The organism is Sabulibacter ruber (genome assembly GCF_017355955.1).
Classification (GTDB): domain Bacteria; phylum Bacteroidota; class Bacteroidia; order Cytophagales; family Hymenobacteraceae; genus Nibribacter; species Nibribacter ruber_A.
Window position 1 is genome coordinate 326,412 of the sequence record NZ_JAFFID010000003.1, and the last position, 19,847, is coordinate 346,258.

Here is a 19,847-nt window from a genome sequence, read left to right on the forward strand (position 1 = left end):
TTGGACTGCTAGACATTTACAGCATGGAGAAGGAAATTACCATATATGATATAGCAAGAGAACTGGACTTGTCGCCTACCACCATCAGCCGGGCTCTGAACGACCATCCGGCGGTGAACCAGAAGACAAAGCAGCGGATCTCTGATGCGGCGGCGCAGATGGGGTATCGGTCTAATATGTTTGCCAGTAACCTCAGAAAGCAGCGCACTAACACCATCGGGCTGATTGTGCCAAGGCTGGACAGCCCTTTTCACTCTGCCGTTATCGCGGGTATAGAGAAGGTGGCTAATGAGGAAGGATACAACCTGATCATCAGCCAGTCCCTGGAAACCATTCAGAAAGAGGTGGCAAACGCCAGGACAATGTTTGACAGCCGGGTAGACGGGCTGTTGGTTTCCCTCTCCTTTGAAACTGAGAACCTGGACCACTTTGAGCGCTTCTTCAACAAGGGCATTCCGGTGATTTTCTATGACCGCGTGGCCGAACACAGGAACTGCACCAGCATTGTCATTGACAACCTGCAGGCAGCCTACAAAGCTACCTCGCACCTGATTGAGCAGGGCTGCACCAACATTGTCCATATTACCGGTAACCTGAAACGGAACGTGTACGCAGATCGGCTTAAGGGATATAAATACGCCTTGATTGACCATGACCTGCCGTTCACCGAGAACAATGTCATTACCGGCCAGATGACCGAAGAGGCCGGGAAACTAGCCGCCGAGCAGATCCTGGCTATGGATCCTTTGCCGGATGGGATCTTCGTCTCCAACGATACCTGCGCCGTGAGCTGCCTCAAAACGTTGAAGCAGGCGGGCGTTTCTATCCCTAAAGACATGGCGGTGATTGGGTTCAACAATGATCTGACCTCCCGGGTGGTGGAACCTAACCTTACTACCATCAATTACCCGGGGCAGGAAATGGGCGAAGTGGCCGTGAAAGTGCTTTTGATGCAGATAAACGGCAGCAGCGAGGGCATTCCCAGCAACACCATCAATCTGCGGTCTGATCTGATCATTCGGGAATCATCGCTGAAAAGCAAAGCCACCACTAAAAAGAAATCGGTTGCAACGTAAGGAATCCAAGTAGCGGAGGTTCTGCGGCAGCAATACTGCCTGCGTCTTCCCTGCTGATACCCTGTTTCAGGGCTGTTTTCATAAAACCAGCCCTGAAACAGAACAAAGTCTCTCAAACGGGAGGCTATCTGTACTCTCTTTTACTGAATCAGTTTAGACTCTATGATAGGTAAGAAATCTATTTACAGCCTCCTTTTACTGTTTGTCTTTCTAAGCACCCAAACAACGGCCTGGGCCGAGGACGGTTACCGCTTGTGGCAACGCTATGATCTACTTCAGGACAAAGGAACCCTGAAACAATACCGGCAAGCCCTGGGCGAAGTAGTGGTGCAGGGCTCCTCCCCTACGCTGACCGTGGTGAAAGAAGAACTGCAAATGGCTTTGGGCGGATTGCTGGGCCAACCGGTGCAGGTGACAGATCAGGCCCGCAAGAAAGACGTGCTGGTGGCCGGAACTCCCGCTACCTCTCCCCTCATCAAAAGCCTTGGATTAGACGAGCAACTAAAATCAGTGGGGAAAGAGGGTTTCTTGCTTGTTTCCAGAAAATCGGGCGGGAAACGCTACACCGCCATTGCGGCCAATTCAGAGGTGGGCGTGCTGTACGGCACCTTCCATTTGTTGCGGATGCTGCAAACCAAACAAGACATCAGCCAACTGCAGGTAAGCAACAGCCCTAAGATTCAGCACCGTATCCTTAACCACTGGGACAACCTGGACCGCACCGTGGAGCGCGGCTATGCCGGTTTCTCACTGTGGGACTGGCACAAACTGCCCGAGTACATTGACCAACGATACCTTGATTACGCCCGGGCCAACGCCTCCATCGGGATCAACGGCACCGTGCTCACCAACGTGAACGCCAACTCCCTGGTCCTTACGCCGGAGTACCTGGTGAAAGTGAAAGCCTTAGCCGATGCTTTCCGCCCCTACGGCATCAAAGTGTATCTGACCGCCCGCTTCAGCTCGCCCATCGAGATCGGGAAACTGAAAACCGCCGATCCTTTGAACGATGAGGTGAAAGCCTGGTGGCAAAAGAAAGTAAATGAGATTTACACCTATATTCCTGATTTTGGGGGATTTCTGGTGAAAGCGAACTCTGAAGGCCAACCCGGTCCGCAGAACTACAAGCGCACCCACGCCGACGGTGCCAACATGCTGGCCGATGCCCTAGCCCCTAAAGGCGGTATTGTGATGTGGCGCGCCTTTGTGTATGACAACAACGTACCCGAAGACCGCGCCAAGCAAGCCTACACCGAGTTCAAACCGCTGGATGGCACGTTCCGCTCCAACGTAATGGTGCAGGTGAAAAACGGAGCTATTGACTTTCAGCCACGGGAACCTTTCCATCCGCTGTTTGGGGCTATGCCCAAAACGCCGCTTATGATGGAGTTCCAGATCACGCAGGAGTACCTGGGCCAGGGCACCAACCTGGCGTATCTGGCACCTATGTTCAAGGAAACTTTGGCCGGCGATACGTACGCCAACGGCAAAGGCTCCAGCGTGGCCAAAGTCATTGACGGCAGTTTGCACAACTATTCCCAGACCGGCATTGCGGGAGTATCTAACATCGGGACTGACCGTAACTGGACCAGCCATCCGTTCGGGCAGGCCAACTGGTATGCCTTCGGGCGCCTGGCCTGGGACCACGCGTTGTCCTCAGAAGACATTGCCGACGAGTGGATCAAAATGACCTTCTCGCATGATCCAACCTTTGTGTCTAAAGTAAAGCAGATGATGATGGGCTCCCGCGAGGCGGTAGTGAATTACATGACCCCACTGGGCTTACACCATATCATGGGCTGGAACCACCATTACGGACCCGGACCCTGGATCAAAGACAAACCCCGCGCCGACTGGACCTCTGTGTACTACCACAGAGCCACCGAGAAAGGAATAGGGTTTGACCGTACCAAAACCGGCAGCAACGCCCTGGCGCAATACGCCCCTCAGGTGCAGGCCCAATGGGAAAACCCGGCTACCTGCCCAGAAGAGTTCCTGCTGTGGTTCCACCACTTGCCGTGGGACTACAAAACCAAATCTGGCCGGGAGTTATGGAATGAACTGTGCTACCGCTATTCTGGTGGGGTTGACTCCGTGCGCGCCATGCAGAAAACCTGGAATGGCTTGCAGGGCCAGGTAGACCAGGAAAGATTCAAACAAGTACAGATGTTATTAAGCATGCAGGAGAAAGACGCCAAGCTTTGGAGAGATGCCTGTTTGCTGTACTTCCAGACCTTCTCTAAGCGTCCTATCCCACAAGAACTTGAAAAACCGGCTAATACTCTGGACTACTACATGAGCCTTGATCCAAAGTTTGTACCCGGTATCTAATATTTTGAATTACATTTAATCATGACGCAAACCACCACCCCTGCCACCAAAGTTGCCATCGTAACGGGCGGCGCCTCAGGTATTGGCCTGGCCATTGTAGAGAAGTTTATCAATGAAAACATCAAGACCATTGTCATTGGCCGCGATGAACAGAAACTACAAAGCGCGAAGGAAAACTTTGGCGAACTATGCATCACCATCTCGTATGATCTGAGCGATTTAACCGGCATTCCGGCTTTGATTGAGCAGATTGTGCAGGAGCACGGCAAAATTGATATTCTGGTGAACAACGCCGGCATAAACCAGAAGAAACCGTTTGTAGAAGTAACCGATGAGGATTTCCTCCGCATCATCCAGACCAATCTTACCTCGGTGTTCGTGATGAGCCGCGAGGTGGTGAAGGCGATGTTGCCCAACGGCGGGGGCAGCATTGTGAACATCAGCTCCATGGCCTCACAGTACGGCATCCCGAAGGTGATATCCTACACCGCTTCCAAGGCCGGAATTGAGGGCATGACCAAAGCCATGGCCACCGAACTGTCAGCCTCCGGTATCCGGACCAACTGCGTGGCGCCTGGTTTCATCAGAACGGCTATGTCGGCCAAAGCGATGGAAAGCGATCCTGAGCGCATGAACCGTGCCCTGAGCCGTACCCCCATGGGCGAGTTTGGTACCCCGGCCGATGTGGCCGAGGCGGTGTACTTCTTCACCACCGAGGGCGCCAAATATGTGACCGGAACCGTGCTGCCCGTAGATGGCGGTAATTCCATCGGGTTCTAAAATCGGCCCCTGCCCCATCAAACTAAAGACAAAATTTCCCTTTCGTTTCAGGCCTGAATTCTGCAAAACAGGCCTGAAACGAAAGGATTACCCTGGCAGCTTCGGCCTGCCGCCGCTTTCAATTTCGCTTTTCTAGTAAACAAATTCAGACAGAAGATAAGATGAGAAAAAACAGAATTCTGGTAGCGGCTGGCGTGGCGTTGGCTACCTTCGGCTCCGTGGCCAGCACCAATCTGGCGGAGGAAACCTCGCTGAAGAAAATCTTCAAGGACGATTTCTACATTGGTGCGGCCCTTAACCACAGACAAGCCACCGGGCAAGACCCCAAAGCCGAAGCCATTATTGCGCAGCATTTCAGCACTATTTCGCCGGAAAACCTGCTGAAATGGGAATCGGTGCATCCGCAACCCACTACGTTCAATTATAAGCCCGCCGATGCTTACGTGGCCCTGGGCAAGAAACACAAGCAGTTCATTGTGGGGCACGCCCTAGTTTGGCACCAGCAAACGCCCAAGTGGGTGTTTGAAGACGAAGCCGGGCAACCCGCTATTAAAGAACAGCTTCTGAAAAGACAGACCGAGCACATCATGGCGGTTGCCGGACGATATAAAGGCCAGATCAACGGATGGGATGTAGTGAACGAGGCCCTGAACGATGACGGTACCATGCGCCAAAGCAAATGGTACAAGATTGCCGGTGATGACTTCCTGGCGAACGCCTACCAGACCGCCCAGAAAGCAGATCCCAAAGCCGAGCTGTACTACAATGACTATAACCTGTGGAAACCGGCCAAGCGCGATGGTGCCATTAAATTGGTGAAAAGCCTTCAGGCCAAAGGCTTGAAGGTGACCGGTATTGGCATGCAGGGCCACTGGGGACTGGAATCTCCGTCTATCCAGCAGATTGAGGAAAGCATTGTGGCCTTCTCTAAACTGGGGAACGTGATGATTACCGAGCTGGACATTGACGTGCTGCCGAACCCCAGCAACCGCGCCGGCGCCGACATTGACGCTACCTTTGAGTTTGATCAGAAATACAACGTATACACCAACGGACTGCCCAACGAGGTGCAGCAGAAACTGGCCAAGCGCTACGCCGATATCTTCACGCTGTTCCATAAACACCGCGACAAAATCACCCGCGTAACGTTCTGGGGCGTAACCGATGCCGACTCCTGGTTGAACGACTGGCCTATCAAAGGCCGCACTAGCTACCCGCTGATCTTTGACCGCAACTACCAGCCTAAACCAGCCCTACAAGCCATTGTGCAGGCAGTGAAAAAGGAAAAATCGTAGTAAGTACCCGGTAGAATACCTTTATATAAAATACAGATCGGTCCGTTTACAGGCAGTTTATAGAATAACTGCCTGTAAACGGACCGATTTGATTATGATTGGTTCCTTTTATTGCCGAACCCTCAGTTGGGTTTCTTCCAGAGCCAGCAGTTCCTGTAGCAGGTGCAGGGTTACCGGGCCGGGTTTACCGGTGCCCACGGGCTCGCCGTTTACTTCCACAATGGGCAGAATCCGTTTGGTGGTGCTGGTCATGAAAGCTTCTTTGGCCTGGGCAATGTCCTGCAAGGTCACATCGCGTTCCTCGGCTTTGTAGTGCTTACCAGCCAGATGCAGCACGTTAGACCGGGTGATGCCGTGCAGGATATCTTTGGCCGGGGTAACCACCACCTCGTCTTGCGTTACCAGGAAAAAGTTGCTGCGCGGAAACTCGGTCACAATGCCATCTTTGTGGTATAACACATCATCGGCTTTCTGAGCCTTGACCTGTTGCATCAGCCGGATGCCCATGGAGTAATTAATGGTCTTGGCGCGGGGCAATTCCCGCACGTACTCATGGGTGATGATCCGGATGCCGGTTTCAATCTGCTCGGGGCTGGGTAAGGTCAGTTCCTGCTGGGTGATGATCAGGTTAGGCTCGGCTAGTTCGTACCCGTTGGGTGAGTATCCGCCGGTCAAAATCATTTTGATCCCAGATTCCGGCAGGTTGTTCATTTGGATGAGCTGTTCTAGAACAGACTTCATTCTCTCCTCAGACAAGGGTACCGGCAGGTCCATCATCAGGGCAGACCCATAGAAACGGTTCAGGTATTGGTCCAGGAAAAGGGGCTGGTTTTCCCGAACTTTAAAGAAATCAAACACGCCGTATCCGCGCTGGATGGAAAGGTCACTAATATGCAGAAAAGCACTTTCCAGCGGCAGGAAATCATCAATCAGGTAGGCGTAAGTCTTATGGTCTGATAACATGGTGTTTTCTTAAAATGTCAAGGGTTTTATCCAGAGGCAGCGCCACCACTTGGTTTTTGTCTTTTCCTACGGTGGTTTCGGCTTTGAACAGGGAGTTCAGGATGGCTTCTTCGGTGGCTTCAATGGTGGCCATAAACAACGGCGACATCTCATCATTTCGCAGCAAGGGCACGGTTTGGGTTTTCTGCTTACCTTCATACGCAACTCGCAACTCTGGGTGGGTGGAAAACGCAATGACGTAATCGCCGCTGCCGTTGGAGGCAATGCCACCCGTTTTCCCCAGGCCCAGCATGGCCCGGCTGGCCATGCGCTCCAGATTGCGGGCATCTAAGGGCGCATCGGTGGCCACCACAATCATGCAGGACCCATCGGCTTTCTCCAGAATCTGCTGCCGGAAAGAAAAGCGTTCCAGCTCCTCTCCTACCGGAGCCCCGGCCACCTGCAGCACGCCCCCGAAATTGGACTGCACCAGCACCCCCACGGTATAACCACCTAAATTCTGGGGCAGTTTACGCGACGAGGTCCCGATACCGCCCTTAAACCCGAAGCAGATAGTTCCGGTGCCCGCACCCACGTTGCCTTCTTCCACTACTCCCGCCCTGGCATTCTGGATGGCGTCCACCACGTTTTTCTCGGTTACGTGTCTTCCCCTAATGTCGTTCAGGCCGCCGTCATTGGTTTCGCCCACCAGCGCGTTCACTGATTGTACCTGCTCATTACCAGGCAGCTTCAGAGTGTAGTCTACCACGGCGTTCATGGCAGTGCCCACGCTCAAGGTGTTGGTGAGGATGATGGGTGTTTCAAGGTTGCCCAGTTCCTGCACCTGCGTGCTGCCCGCCAACTTCCCGAAGCCGTTGCCCACAAACACCGCCGCGGGTACTTTCTCCTGAAACAGATTGCCGCCGTGCGGAAGAATTGCCGTTACCCCGGTTCTGATGCGCTCTCCTTTGCTCAGCGTCACCTGCCCTACGCGCACCCCGGCCACATCGGTGATGGCGTTCAACTGCCCCGTGGGCAGCACTCCTATCTTGATTCCGTACTCACGCAATCTTTTTCGGTTCTGAGCCATAAGTTGGGTTGCCAGAATTAAAAAGCAGCCTACCAGAAGGAGATTTCTCATACGCAAAAAGTGTTTACGGTACTAAATCTATCTGTTCTGTTGGAATTTACCTCACCGGTGACCCGGAGCTTTACCGAATGGCCAAGGGTAAATTTCGTTTTCAGCGTGTTTTAGAGTATATTTCTACAAATTCCACACTAATGAACAGACGCAATTTCTTAAAAAACGGCTCTCTGGCCGGTATTACTTTATCTGCTTTCGGGTTGGGGGCCTGTGCTACTTCCGCGCCAGCAGCCCAGACCAACAATGCCAGTTCCGCTGCCCCGGCTCCTGCTACTGCTTCGGCCAGCACCAGCGCTTCTCCCGAGGAGTTTCAGTTGAATGAGGTAACCATTCAGGAGCTGCAGCGCAAAATGCAGTCTGGAGAACTCACTTCCAGAGCCATTACCCAACTGTACCTGGACCGCATTCAGGCGGTGGACCAGAACGGCCCTAAACTGAAATCAGTGATTGAGGTGAACCCAGATGCCCTGCAGATTGCCGATGCCTTGGACCAGGAGCGCAAAGCCGGCAAGGTTCGCGGACCGTTGCACGGCATTCCGGTGATGGTGAAAGACAACGTTGACACCGCTGATAAAATGTCCACCTCGGCCGGAGCCCTGGCACTGGCCAACAACAAAGCGTCTAAAGATGCCTTTATAGTAAAACAACTCCGCAATGCCGGGGCGGTGATCATTGGCAAAACCAACTTGAGCGAATGGGCAAATTTCAGGTCTACCAACTCCTCCAGCGGCTGGAGCGGACGCGGTGGACAAACCAGAAACGCCTATGTGCTGGATCGTACGCCTTGCGGTTCCAGTTCAGGGTCGGGCGTGGCTGTTTCGGCTAACCTTTGCGCCGTATCAGTGGGTACCGAGACCAACGGTTCAGTGGTGTGCCCGTCGGCGGTGAGCGGCGTAGTAGGCTTGAAACCAACCGTGGGGCTGGTGAGCCGCTCGGGTATCATTCCCATTTCGCATACGCAGGACACTGCCGGACCTATCGGTCGTACTGTGACTGATGTGGCTATCCTGCTGGGCACCCTGGCTTCTGTGGACCCCGCCGACGCCGTGACAAAAGAAAGCACCGGCAAAGCCCAACCAGATTACACTAAATTCCTGGACGCCAACGGACTGCAAGGCAAACGGATTGGCGTGGAGAAATCTTTCCTGGAGGGCCACGTAGCCATTGATGCATTGCTACAGAAAGCCCTAGACCAACTCAGAAGCAAAGGCGCTACCATTGTTGAAGTGGAGATGATGAAGAAGATCAGGGAGGTGTCTGGCAACAGCTTCAAGATTCTGCAATATGAATTCAAAGACGGCGTGAACAAGTACCTGGCCACCGCCAACGCGCCGGTGAAAACCCTGGCCGACGTGATTGAATTCAACAAGAAGAACGAGGCGCAATCTATGCCGTTCTTCAAGCAGGAGATTCTGGAGATGTCCAACAAACTGGGTGACCTGAACACCAAGGAGTATAAAGATGCCGTGGCCAAACAGCTTTCCGGTTCCCGGGCCGCCATTGACAACATCATGAAGGAACATAAACTTGATGCCATTACCGGACCTACCTATGGCCCTTCCTGGTGCATTGACCTGGTGAATGGTGATTCTTTCACTGGTTACGGCATGTCCACTCCGGCGGCTATCTCGGGGTATCCACACATCACCGTTCCGTTGGGCTTGGTACAAGGGTTACCGGTAGGCATTTCGTTCTTCGGGAGAGCGTATTCAGAGCCTGAACTGCTTAAAATAGCCTATGCTTACGAGCAGATTTCCAAGAACCGTACCGCCCCTAAATTCCTGAAAACGACCAATCCTTCTTAATTCCTATTTCAGGCCTGATTTCTGAAAACCGGCTCTAAAATGTAATGCAGGTAACAAGTAACCATCTTCCTACGTTTATTATCTCTCCTTTTGTCACCTTGGAAAGATCTTGTGGGCGAACCGGAAAGGCTAAAAGGAAGCGCTAGTACCGTTCGCACACAAGATCCTTTCAGGATGACAAAGGAGGGGCAATTGATGACAAGAGGGGCAATCATAAATAAGGGCTAGTCATCCAAAAGATAAGGAATAGTCTTTCATAGGTGACTTCACCCCAAATAAAACGGGCTTGAACATAATGTTCAAGCCCGTTTGCATTTGACGTTAAACTGAACTAGCTGCTGGGTAATGTACTTTCATCAGCAGTATTTGTATTGAAGCTGTTTTAATTGAATCAGCCCCAAAACAGACAAGAAGGACTAGGCTCTGGAGACGGCTGGTCTGGAGGCGCCTACCTGCTTCTTTGACTTTTTCTTTAGTTTATTCCACCAGATCAAAGTACCGGTAATAGGTAAGCTGGTGGCAATAAGGCAGACAATGAAGTAAACGATCTTGGAGAACGTTCCGAAGATTTCTCCCAGGTGCAGCCCTCTCACGGAGGCGGCTATTTGCTCATTCAGCTTCTTGTCTTCAAACTTCTCTACCTTCAGGGTTTTGCCGGTGTACTGGTCTAACTGCACTTTGTCTGAGGCCGAAAGGGCGAAGAATCCGCTTTTGGATTTGTTCAGCACCAAAGCTGATGTAGAATCAGCAGGCAAGGAGATACGGTAGTTGCCTTCGTAGGGCAGAATTCCGTCAGAGATCTTGATGAACTCCGCCAAGGTTGGCTTCTGGCCTTCCATTCCGGCCAGATCAGAGTTCAAAGGCTTCTCATTGCGCTGCTTGAAGATTTTGTCTCCTAAAACGGCGCTGGCTCCGTCCCGGTACCATTCAAATGACCAGCAAAGACCGGTCAGGGCCATGATCAGCAGGAAGAAAGAAGAATAGAAGCCCAGTGAGTTGTGCAGATCATGGTTGATGCGTTTCCAGTTGCCGCTGGTCTTCACCATCAATCCTTGTTTCCAGTTCTTCAGTTTTTTAGGGAACCAGATCACTAAACCGGTCAGGATGATAAACACGAAGATAATGGTAGAGCCACCTACAATGATCTTACCGGGATTCAGGGCACCAGGCTCGCCTTTCACCATGAGGGTACGGTGCAGGCCTTCCACTACTTCAAAGAAGCCATGGGCCGGGCCTTCGGTGGTGCCTTTGATCTCGCCGGTGTACTGATTCACCAGGTACGTGGTACCACGGCCTCCGCCACCGGGTCCGCCAGGGCCACCTTTGCCGCCTTTTTTACCTTCACCGCCTGCTCCGGCCGCCGGGCCACCAGCTATGGCTTGAGGGCCGGCAGCGGCTTTGGCTTTCTCGCCGCCGCCTTTTCCGCCTTTGTCACCTCCTTCTTTCTTGAGGGTTAACCGGTAAGGCTTGGCTGGGTCCTGTGGTATCTGCAGGGCGGTTACTTTGCCTTTGTGGGCACTCTGGAGTTTGGAAATAAGTTCATCCGGCGACAGGGCTACGGCGTTGGCGGGCACCTGCACTTCATACTTCTGCGGCTCCAGCATCTCTTCAATTTCGGTGTGGAACGTGAAGATGGTGCCTGTCAAACACACCACAAACAACACCAATCCGCTGGCCAGCCCCAGCCAAAGGTGGATGTCAGTGAACAATTTACGCCAGGTGAACTCTTTTTTCATATGGTTTTTGGGTAGTTATTTCCTTTTTACCTCAAAGCCACCAGCGCAGAGGCCAGCAGCTTTAGGTTCATATTTTGCAAAGTTACCTAAAAGCGGTAAGTAACTGTACCAGAAAAATTTCTAGGCTGAATCCGGTCAATAAAGTTGGAGCGGTAGGCATCGTATCCTACTTTATCAAAGATGTTGTTGAACAGCACCCGTACGCCCCAATGCTCCTGGAACTCGTACCCTAACTGCGCATTCACTAAGGTATAGGCTTTGTTGTACCAGGGGGCGGTATTCGGGTCAATGTTGTGGTACTGTACGCCAGCCAGGGTCCAGTCATTGTAAGGACGCTCACCCAGGTAGTAGGTACCTACCCCTACGTTCAGGCCTCTCAGGATGCCTTCATGTACTGAGTAGTTGGCCCAGGCATTAAAGGTGTGTTTTGGCGTGTTGTTTGGGGCCGAGCCTGGCACAAAGGTAGTGTGCTCCTTGTACTGGGCATCAATGTAAGAGTAGCCCGCCACAATTTCCAGGTTAGGCAATATACGGCCGGTTAATTCAACCTCGGCTCCTTTGCGCTCATCGTTTCCGCCTTTGGTGTAGTAGCCCGCTGCTACCACTGAGCCGCTTTCATCTACCCTGAACACCTGCAGGTTCATGTCTTTGTTGTTGATCTGGAACAGGGTGAGGTTAAATCTCAGACGATCCTGGAACCAGGAAGACTTCACGCCGGCTTCAAACTGGTCAATCCGCTCTGCGCCTAACACGTTGCCGTTCACATCCACTACTGAGGCTGATCTTGGGTTGGTGCTATTGGTGTAAGAACCAAACACATTGATGCCTTCTCTTACGGTAAGCATAAGGCCCGCCAACGGATTCCAGAAGTCTGAGCGCTCAATGCCTGCTCCTTCTGGGGTGCTGGTCTGGGTGGTGCTGTATCGTACCCCGCCGTACACTCTGGCCCAAGGCGTCAGTTGGATCACATCCTGGAAAGTCAAGCCCAAACGGGTATCAAACGAATGCGTACCGCCGGTTCTCTGGAAGTCTGGTGTTGCGGCCGGTAAGGTATTGGTGATGGTGGAAGGATCCAGCACGTTGATCTGGTCAATGGCAATTGAGTTAAACACGGGCTCTTCCAGATCAATGGTGCGGTAGTCAAACCCAACCTGGAACGTATGTTTCAGGAAGCCTGATTGCACATCTGCCCCTACCAGGTCTACCTGAAACACGCTGCTCTTGTCAAAGCGGGCTTGGTTGTGGGCAATGGAACGGTTGTAGATGTTCACCTGGTCTACGTTGATGCCTTTGCTGGCATCGATTCTTGCCGCGGCTAAAGAGGTCCGGATGGCGTCTGAGTCATAGTTAGACCGGAAGTAAGCGGCCCGCAGGTAGATTTTGTCATTCAAGTCGCGCTTAACTCTAGCCGCAAAGGTGGTGTGTTTTACCGTGGAGATATCAGATTCAAAACCCAAGAAACGGTCCAGCGGAAGGTCATAGATCTGATTTTCTTTGTTGCCCACGCTCAGGTTCACGGTACCGGCGTCAATGGTTTGGTTGTTGTTGTAGTAATCCATCTCCAGGATCACCGATGTTTTGGCATCTGGTCGCCAGGCTAAGGACGGGTTGATGTAGAATGACTCCTTGGTCATGTGATCGCGGAACTTGCCGCCGGTTTCATAGGCTCCGTCTAATCTGAAGGCCAGGGTATTGCTTTCGTTCAGGACACCTTGTATGTCAAACGTAGGACGTACCAACCCAAAGCTACCTACCCGCAAAGAAGCTTGGCCGGCGTTTTCAAATTTTGGGGTTTTGGTCACGATGTTCACAATTCCGCCGGGGCCGCCCAGGTCAGTGGCTGTACCCATGGTGATGGAGGAAGCACCTTTCAATACCTGAATGCTTTCCACGCCTTGCATGTCGGTGGAGAAGCCCATGCCCCTGAAATCGGTCATGACCCGCACGCCGTTTTTCAGGGTTGGAATTCCCCGGAAACCGCGGGAGGAGATACTTTCGCGCACGCCGCCGTAGGTAGCGTAGGTGTACACGCCCGGTACGTTGCGGGCCGCTTCCATGACCGTTAAAGCCCCTTGTTGCTCAATCAATCTATCAGAAATCACCGAAATAGACTGGATCTGGTCAATGGGTTTCAAAGGAAGGCGGGTGATGGCGTCTAGTTTATCGGGCTGTTTCTCGCGCTCGCCAAACACCTCTACTTGTTTTATCTGGTTGGAAACAGGCTTCAGGACAAAAGAAAGCTCCAGATCCTGATTGCTCTGCAGTTGGAATTTATGGTCAACCGTCTGGAAACCGATCATGGAAACTCTTATCTGGTAAGTCCCCTCGGCCAAAGGCTTTATTTCATAGGCACCCGTTTCGGTGGTGGAAGTGCCGTACGCTGTGCCTACCAGGGCAACGGTAGCGTAGGCTAAAGGTGATCCGTTCTCTTGCGTAATGGTTCCTCTTACTAAGGAGGTGTGGCGCTGAGCAAAGGCAAACTGAGCCAGGAAGAAGAGCAGAGTATAAACAGTAATCTTTTTAAACATGGTGTGGGTTTATAGGAACATGGGGGATGTCTGAAATAAATTTTGGTGAGAAAGACTCGTCAGCCGGACACCAATTCTATTTAGACTTCTTCTAAACAGTGGCAAACTAACTCCCTATTTAGATTAATTCCAAATAGAAATCTAAAATATTTAAATTCTCAAGGAACTTTTCCCTAAGCCTTACAAACAGGTCTTTTATTAAATCTGTGTTTCCAGCCTTCTTTCCCGTAATCGCCGCCAATCCATAGAAGGCATTGTTTCTTTCTGTTAAATAAAAGGAAGGCGGTTTTAGAAGGATTTGGCAAAACCAGCCAATAAACGGGTGAGGGAAATCTTCTGGCGAGGAGCGCATCTTTTAATTCCCCTTCTCTCTCCGTAACTTACTGCGCATTCCTACAACCCTATGCTTAGAAAATTACTCTTCTCAGGGGCTTTGCTGACTAGTTCTTTGATCTCGGCAAATGCCCAGAACGCGCCTTCCTGGTTGCGTTACCCTTCCATTTCGCCAGACGGGCAAACCATCGTCTTCACCTACAAAGGCGATCTGTACCGCGTACCGGCCAGCGGCGGAAACGCCATTCCGCTCACTGCCCACGAGGCGCACGATTTCATGCCCGTTTGGAGCAAAGACGGTAAAACTATTGTGTTTGCCTCTGACCGTTACGGCAACTTTGACTTGTTCCAGATTCCGGCAACTGGCGGCGAGGCGCAGCGCATGACGTTCCACTCGGCCAATGAGTATCCATATGAGTTCGGGCCAGACAACAAAACGGTGTATTTTGGGTCTACCCGCATGGATGCCGCGCCAAACCGCCAGTTCCCTACGTTCGCCCAGCCCGAGCTGTACAAAGTGGCCACCACCGGCGGACGGGTGCAGCAGGTCTTGACCACTCCCGCCGAAGACGTGAAGCTGAGCCAGAACGGCCAGATCATGTTGTACCATGACAAAAAAGGCGGCGAGAACCAGTGGCGCAAGCACCATGTGTCATCCGTGGCCCGCGACCTGTGGAGCTTTGACACTAAATCTGGTAAGCACACCAAACTGACTAACTACGCCGGCGAGGACCGCAACCCCGTTTTCGCCGACAACGAGAAAACCATCTATTATCTGAGTGAAGCCAGCGGAACATTCAACGTGCACAAAATGGCCGCCGACAATCCGGCCTCGGCTTCTCAGGTAACCAAGTTCACTAAACACCCCGTGCGTTTCCTGAGCGGCTCCAACAACGGCGTGTTGTGCTTCAGCTTTGACGGCGATCTGTACACCATGCAGTCCAACGGGCAACCGCAGAAAGTGAACGTGGTCATCGCCTCAGATGCCAAAACCAACAATGAGCGCATCGTACAGGTAGCCGGTAGCGGCGTGCAGGACCTGGCGGTATCGCCTAATGGCAAGGAAGTAGCCTTCATTTACCGCGGCGAGGTGTTTGTCTCGGCGGTGGAAGGCAACGCCACCAAGCGCATCACTGATACGCCCGAGCAGGAACGCAACGTAAGCTTCTCCCCCGATGGCAAAACCCTGCTGTACTCCAGCGAGCGCGGCAAAGGCTGGAAAATCTACCAGACTCAGATGGAGCGCAAAGAGGAGCCGTATTTTTATGCCTCTACCCTGCTCAAGGAAACGGCCCTCATTGACAACGACAAAGAGAACTACCAGCCCCAGTTTTCGCCGGACGGCAAAGAGATTGCCTTCGTGGAAGACCGCATGACCCTGAAAGTCTACAACATCAAAGACAAACAGGTACGCACGCTGCTCACCACCAATGAGCTTTTCTCTATGCGCGACAACGACCAGTACTTCACCTGGAGCCCAGACAGCAAATGGATCTCGTTTGAGTTCTCGGAGCCGGGTTTCGCCAACGGCGAGATTGGCGTGATTTCCGTGGATGGCAAGAGCAAGAAAATCAACCTCACCGAGAGCGGCTACCAGGATTCTGAACCACAGTGGATGCTGGGTGGCAAAATGCTCATCTGGCAAAGCACCCGCGAGGGCATGCGCGCCCAGGCCAACAGCGGCGGCGCCCAGTCAGATGTCTACGCCATGTTCATGACGCAAGACGCCTTTGACAAATACCGGCTGAGCAAAGAAGACTACGCGCTCATCAAAGAGCAGGAAGAGAAAGCCGCCAAAGAAAAGGAGAAAGACAAAAAGAAGAAGGAAAACGAGCCGATGCCCATTGACTGGGAAGGCCTGAAAACCCGCAAGGCACGCCTCACGCTGCACTCTTCCAACCTGGCCGATGCCCTGATCTCCAAAGACGGCGAAACGCTGTACTACCTGGCCCGCTTTGAGCGGGGCTACAACCTCTGGAGCACCAACCTGCGCACCAAGGAAACCAAAATGGCCGTGACGCTGAACGCCAACCGCGCCAGCATGGACTGGGACAAAGACCTGAAAAACATCTTCCTGATGGCCGATGGAAGGGTGATCAAGCTGGACCCCGCCTCCAACAAACAGGAGAACTTGGCCATCAGCGGCGACATGAACCTGAACGTGGCCGCCGAGCGCGCCTTCATGCTGGAGCACGTGTGGCGCCGCACCCAGAAGACCTTCTACACCGCCGGTTTCCACGGGGCCAAGTGGGCCGAGCTGAAACCCGATTACGAGCGTTACCTGCCGCACATCAGCAACAACTACGAATTCTCTGAGATGCTGAGCGAGTTGCTGGGTGAGTTGAACGTGTCGCACTCCGGCTCCAGCTTCTCCAACGTACCGTCCAACGCCGATGCTACCGCCTCCCTGGGTATTTTCTATGACCAGAACTTTACCGGAAACGGCCTCAAAATAGACGAGGTCATACTGGAAGGCCCCTTGCAGAAAGCCGGTCTGGACGTGAAAGCCGGGATGATCATTGAGAAAATTGACGGCGAAACACTCACCCCAGACAAGGACTACGCACAGTTCCTGAACCGCAAAGCCGGCAAGAATGTGCTGCTCACCGTTTTTGACCCAAATTCCAGAAAACGCCGCGAAATCACCGTGAAGCCAATCTCAGCCGGCGAGGAAAGCAGCCTGCTGTACAAGCGTTGGGTACGCCGCAACGCCGAGGAAGTGGACCGTTTGAGCAACGGCCAGTTGGGCTACGTGCACATCCCCAGCATGAACGACCCTAGCTACCGTACCGTGTACGAGGAAGTAATGGGTAAATACGCCAACCGCAAAGGCATGGTGGTAGACTCCCGCAACAACGGCGGCGGTGACCTGGTAGCTGATCTGGCCATGTTCCTGAGCGGCAAAATGTTCCTGAACTACACCACCGATAACCGCTCTACCGGTATTGAGCCATCCTTCCGGTGGACCAAACCAAGCATTGCCCTGGCCAACGAAGCCAACTACTCAGACGGTCACTGCTTCGCGTTCAGCTACCAGGACCTGAAACTGGGCAAACTGGTAGGCATGCCGGTGCCGGGCACCTGTACCTTCGCCGGATGGGAATCTCTCCAGGACAACAGCGTGCGCTGGGGCGTGCCACCACTGGGCGTGAAAGACGTACAGGGCCGTTACCTGGAGAACCTGCAAACCGAGCCAGACGTGAAAGTGATGAACGAGTTTGAGCAGGTAAGCAAAGGCAAAGACCAGCAATTGGAAGTAGCCGTGCAGGAACTGCTGAAAGAAGTAAAATAACCTTCTATAACCCCTACAGAAAAGCCTCAGCCCTAAAGCTGGGGCTTTTTTGCGTATTATTGATGTATGAATGACAAAGACGTAAGCAAATTCCTGAGCCTGGTGCTTCGGCACAAACCTGAAAAATTAGGGATTACCCTGGACCCAAACGGCTGGGCTAATGTTGAGGAACTGCTAAACAAAATGCAGCAAAAGGGAATGCCGGTGGATCTGGAGCAGCTACAACGGGTTGTTGCCACCAATAACAAACAGCGCTTCGCCTTTAATGCAGACCAGACCAAAATAAGAGCCAACCAAGGACATTCAGTGCAGGTAGATGTAGAGCTTCTTCCCGCTACTCCGCCGGAGCTCCTGTTTCACGGCACCTCCACCACCAACGCCGAGGCCATTTTGCGGGAAGGAATCACTAAACGGTCCCGGCTACACGTGCACCTTTCCGCAGATGCCCAAACTGCCACGCAGGTTGGTAGCCGCCATGGCAAGCCCTTTCTCTTTCTGGTGAAAAGCGGCGAAATGCACCGGAACGGCGAGGTCTTTTACTTATCTGAGAACGGGGTGTGGCTTACGGATTTTGTGGCTCCGCAGTATCTAGAGGTGTACGGAGGTTAAGGGAATCTGATTCTCATCAAGTAACTAAATGAGCAGTTTTCCTTTTTTAAGCTTAATTTAAGGAAGTAAGCCCAAAACAACTTTTACCAACAATTCACTTCCCCACCCCACTATGTACACAATTGCGGCCCGCTTCCTTTATGGCATTCTTCTGCTTCTGGGCTTCTTCTTTGTGTTTTTGATGGGCAAGACCACCCTTCCTTACCTCTCGTTCCGGTATGATGTAGATTTCCTGCTCACGAAACAGAATGTATTGCACCTTTCTGCCTGGCGGGTAGCATTCTATACCCACATCACCTCAAGTTTACTTGTTTTACTGGCTGGTATTATACAGTTGGTAAAGCCTGTATTGGTGTATTACCCCCGTGTTCACCGGCAACTTGGCAAGATGTACGTGCTTCTGATTCTGCTGGTCAGTGCGCCCTCTGGATTGGTAATGGCAGTGTACGCGAACGGAGGCTTTTGGGCGAAGATCTCCTTTGTCCTTATTTCGCTGCTATGGTGGTATTTTACCTGGGTAGCGTTCAGGAAAGCGGTACAAGGTGATTTTACCAGGCATAAACAGTTCATGTACCGGAGCTTTGCTTTAACCCTCAGCGCCATCACCTTGCGTACTTACGTCTGGGTTTTGCCTCTTTTTGCGCATTGGCACGGACTGCACGGCCGCGAGATGTACGTGTGGGTAGCGTGGCTCAGTTGGGTGCCCAATCTTTTCTTTGTTGAACTAGTGTTATTCTGGCGAAATAGAGTGGTTAGAGGTTGAATCAGGCGTTTCCGGTGATGGAGCAACAACCGGTATGATTTTCCCGGTCGGCTGAATCTCAAACCGGTGTTCCCCGGTTTTCTCCGTTTTCACCAGGTAATTATCGAAATCATTCTTGGCGTAGGGCTTTTTCCAGGTCCGTTTATGGTCTGTTACGGTAAACTTACCCTTGTCATACGACAGCGTAGAAAGACTTTCCCCGCTTTGCCTTGCTACAATCATAGATTGCAGCACCTCTCCTTTTTTACCATAGGTAACCAACCTGTAATAGAGATCACGCATTTCTTCGGGGCAACCCAGTTCTGAAGAATCAATGGCATACACAATAGCATTGACCTCAGGACTGATTTTTACCTTACGCTTTAAATCAAAGACCACCCACTCATCGGGTTTTTCCTTTTTCTCCGGGAGGAAATACATGAAGAAGTGCGGCGAAGAAAAATCGGCGTAATCATCCTGGTAAAACTTTTCATAGTTGAATTGAGGAACGTCTTTCTGTCCAATCTCAAAAGAGCTGCTGCTATCCTGAATGGAGGCCAGTAATTGCTTGAAGTTGGCTTCGCTCCTGATGTATGCCTCTTTTCCCTTTTCGGTGAAGAAGTAAAACAGCACCTGCTGGTAGCCACTGGAGGTGGGCGTAAACTGCAGCCGTTGATCTGCCAAAAGCCTTTTCTTAAGGTTCTCCAGGGAAACTCCCTGCTTTTTGGCTTCCTCAACTATCTGGCCCGTGTGGTAGGAGTTGACAAGCAGGTTAACCACCAGAAATTCATACACCAACTCTTCGTCAGGTTTCCCGAAGATATACATGGGAGTATCCTTCTTGGTGGTTTTGTCTGCCTGGTCAAAAACCAGCAGCTCATACAAGCTCATCAACTCATCATACTGTTCCGTTTTGTGCAGCAAAGCCGCCAACTGTTTGTAGTAATCTAAAGTAGGCTGCAAAGTGATGGCCCGCTTGGTGAAGTAAATGGCTTTCTGCAGGTTGGTGGCTTCTGCTTCTTTGGCTTTGGCCAGGTAAGAGGTAGCCATTTCTTCATGGAAATCACCGTGGGCTTCGCGGTAATCGTACACCATCTCGGGTTTGTAGAGGCTGCTGGCTTTCAGAACCGGTACCTTCTGGATGATCACCTCGGTTTTTGGTTCTTTTGAGCAACCGGAAAGCATCAGCCAGCAAGCGCCTGCCCAAAGTAGTTTTAAAGGCTTCTTCATGATG

The 19,847-nt window shown here is 52.1% G+C and carries 14 protein-coding genes; 8 read left to right on the forward strand and 6 right to left on the reverse strand.

Annotated features, from left to right (window positions below; translation table 11 throughout):
- Positions 1-23 precede the first annotated feature (23 nt).
- From JT719_RS17065 to JT719_RS17080, 4 genes are all read left to right on the forward strand, one after another.
- Positions 24-1,076 carry a LacI family DNA-binding transcriptional regulator gene (locus JT719_RS17065; RefSeq protein WP_207434717.1) on the forward strand — a complete coding sequence of 351 codons (1,053 nt, stop codon included), beginning with the start codon at positions 24-26 and terminating at the stop codon, positions 1,074-1,076.
- Between the two features lie 162 nt (positions 1,077-1,238).
- Positions 1,239-3,407 (forward strand): alpha-glucuronidase family glycosyl hydrolase, encoded by a 2,169-nt coding sequence (locus JT719_RS17070; RefSeq protein WP_207434718.1) that lies wholly within the window; start codon positions 1,239-1,241, stop codon positions 3,405-3,407.
- 21 nt (positions 3,408-3,428) lie between these two features.
- A complete protein-coding gene (locus JT719_RS17075; RefSeq protein WP_207434719.1) occupies positions 3,429-4,187 on the forward strand; it encodes an SDR family NAD(P)-dependent oxidoreductase in 759 nt (252 codons plus the stop codon).
- 161 nt (positions 4,188-4,348) lie between these two features.
- A complete protein-coding gene (locus JT719_RS17080) occupies positions 4,349-5,482 on the forward strand; it encodes an endo-1,4-beta-xylanase (protein ID WP_207434720.1) in 1,134 nt (377 codons plus the stop codon).
- 108 nt (positions 5,483-5,590) lie between these two features.
- Here the strand turns inward: JT719_RS17080 and JT719_RS17085 are convergent, their stop codons facing one another.
- The gene (locus JT719_RS17085) at positions 5,591-6,445 is read right to left on the reverse strand and encodes an aminotransferase class IV (RefSeq protein WP_207434727.1); all 855 of its coding nucleotides are present in this window, start codon (positions 6,443-6,445) and stop codon (positions 5,591-5,593) included.
- On the reverse strand, positions 6,429-7,565 hold the full coding sequence (locus JT719_RS17090; RefSeq protein WP_207434729.1) for a DmpA family aminopeptidase: 1,137 nt from the start codon (positions 7,563-7,565) through the stop codon (positions 6,429-6,431). The genes JT719_RS17085 and JT719_RS17090 overlap by 17 nt, the downstream gene beginning before the upstream one ends.
- A gap of 140 nt (positions 7,566-7,705) precedes the next feature.
- Between JT719_RS17090 and JT719_RS17095 the strand changes: the two genes are divergently transcribed.
- Positions 7,706-9,373 (forward strand): amidase, encoded by a 1,668-nt coding sequence (locus JT719_RS17095; protein WP_207434731.1) that lies wholly within the window; start codon positions 7,706-7,708, stop codon positions 9,371-9,373.
- Positions 9,374-9,789: 416 nt separating this feature from the next.
- Here JT719_RS17095 and JT719_RS17100 read toward each other — a convergent pair whose 3' ends face one another.
- The 3 genes from JT719_RS17100 to JT719_RS17110 form a co-directional block, all read right to left on the reverse strand.
- Positions 9,790-11,109, reverse strand: a complete 1,320-nt coding sequence (locus JT719_RS17100) for a PepSY-associated TM helix domain-containing protein (RefSeq protein ID WP_207434733.1) — start codon at positions 11,107-11,109, stop codon at positions 9,790-9,792.
- An 86-nt stretch (positions 11,110-11,195) separates the two neighbouring features.
- Complete coding sequence (locus tag JT719_RS17105; protein WP_207434735.1) at positions 11,196-13,637, reverse strand: TonB-dependent receptor; 2,442 nt, start codon at positions 13,635-13,637, stop codon at positions 11,196-11,198.
- A gap of 118 nt (positions 13,638-13,755) precedes the next feature.
- A complete protein-coding gene (locus JT719_RS17110) occupies positions 13,756-13,989 on the reverse strand; it encodes a hypothetical protein (RefSeq protein ID WP_207434737.1) in 234 nt (77 codons plus the stop codon).
- 51 nt (positions 13,990-14,040) lie between these two features.
- Here JT719_RS17110 and JT719_RS17115 point away from each other — a divergent pair, with 51 nt between their 5' ends.
- The 3 genes from JT719_RS17115 (at position 14,041) to JT719_RS17125 (ending at position 18,634) form a co-directional block, all read left to right on the forward strand.
- Positions 14,041-17,262, forward strand: a complete 3,222-nt coding sequence (locus tag JT719_RS17115; protein ID WP_207434741.1) for a S41 family peptidase — start codon at positions 14,041-14,043, stop codon at positions 17,260-17,262.
- A 66-nt stretch (positions 17,263-17,328) separates the two neighbouring features.
- Entirely contained in the window at positions 17,329-17,871 is a 543-nt protein-coding gene (locus JT719_RS17120; RefSeq protein ID WP_207434743.1) for an RNA 2'-phosphotransferase, read from the forward strand.
- A gap of 112 nt (positions 17,872-17,983) precedes the next feature.
- Positions 17,984-18,634, forward strand: coding sequence for a DUF2306 domain-containing protein (locus JT719_RS17125; protein ID WP_207434745.1), 651 nt, complete (start codon positions 17,984-17,986; stop codon positions 18,632-18,634).
- On the opposite strand, the gene JT719_RS17130 is transcribed toward JT719_RS17125, so the two are convergent.
- Positions 18,602-19,843: a hypothetical protein gene (locus tag JT719_RS17130; protein WP_207434748.1), complete on the reverse strand. Its 1,242-nt coding sequence runs from the start codon at positions 19,841-19,843 to the stop codon at positions 18,602-18,604. The two genes, JT719_RS17125 and JT719_RS17130, sit on opposite strands and share 33 nt — an antisense overlap.
- Positions 19,844-19,847: the final 4 nt, after the last annotated feature.

What these genes read in the sequence shown, in the direction of transcription:
- JT719_RS17115 (WP_207434741.1), top strand. Translation starts at nt 14,041, where the DNA reads ATGCTTAGAAAATTACTCTTCTCAGGGGCTTTGCTGACTAGTTCTTTG.
- JT719_RS17080 (WP_207434720.1), top strand. Translation starts at nt 4,349, where the DNA reads ATGAGAAAAAACAGAATTCTGGTAGCGGCTGGCGTGGCGTTGGCTACC.
- JT719_RS17120 (WP_207434743.1), top strand. Translation starts at nt 17,329, where the DNA reads ATGAATGACAAAGACGTAAGCAAATTCCTGAGCCTGGTGCTTCGGCAC.
- JT719_RS17085 (WP_207434727.1), bottom strand. Translation starts at nt 6,445, where the DNA reads ATGTTATCAGACCATAAGACTTACGCCTACCTGATTGATGATTTCCTG.
- JT719_RS17070 (WP_207434718.1), top strand. Translation starts at nt 1,239, where the DNA reads ATGATAGGTAAGAAATCTATTTACAGCCTCCTTTTACTGTTTGTCTTT.
- JT719_RS17130 (WP_207434748.1), bottom strand. Translation starts at nt 19,843, where the DNA reads ATGAAGAAGCCTTTAAAACTACTTTGGGCAGGCGCTTGCTGGCTGATG.
- JT719_RS17095 (WP_207434731.1), top strand. Translation starts at nt 7,706, where the DNA reads ATGAACAGACGCAATTTCTTAAAAAACGGCTCTCTGGCCGGTATTACT.
- JT719_RS17125 (WP_207434745.1), top strand. Translation starts at nt 17,984, where the DNA reads ATGTACACAATTGCGGCCCGCTTCCTTTATGGCATTCTTCTGCTTCTG.
- JT719_RS17075 (WP_207434719.1), top strand. Translation starts at nt 3,429, where the DNA reads ATGACGCAAACCACCACCCCTGCCACCAAAGTTGCCATCGTAACGGGC.
- JT719_RS17090 (WP_207434729.1), bottom strand. Translation starts at nt 7,565, where the DNA reads ATGAGAAATCTCCTTCTGGTAGGCTGCTTTTTAATTCTGGCAACCCAA.
- JT719_RS17065 (WP_207434717.1), top strand. Translation starts at nt 24, where the DNA reads ATGGAGAAGGAAATTACCATATATGATATAGCAAGAGAACTGGACTTG.
- JT719_RS17105 (WP_207434735.1), bottom strand. Translation starts at nt 13,637, where the DNA reads ATGTTTAAAAAGATTACTGTTTATACTCTGCTCTTCTTCCTGGCTCAG.
- JT719_RS17110 (WP_207434737.1), bottom strand. Translation starts at nt 13,989, where the DNA reads ATGCGCTCCTCGCCAGAAGATTTCCCTCACCCGTTTATTGGCTGGTTT.
- JT719_RS17100 (WP_207434733.1), bottom strand. Translation starts at nt 11,109, where the DNA reads ATGAAAAAAGAGTTCACCTGGCGTAAATTGTTCACTGACATCCACCTT.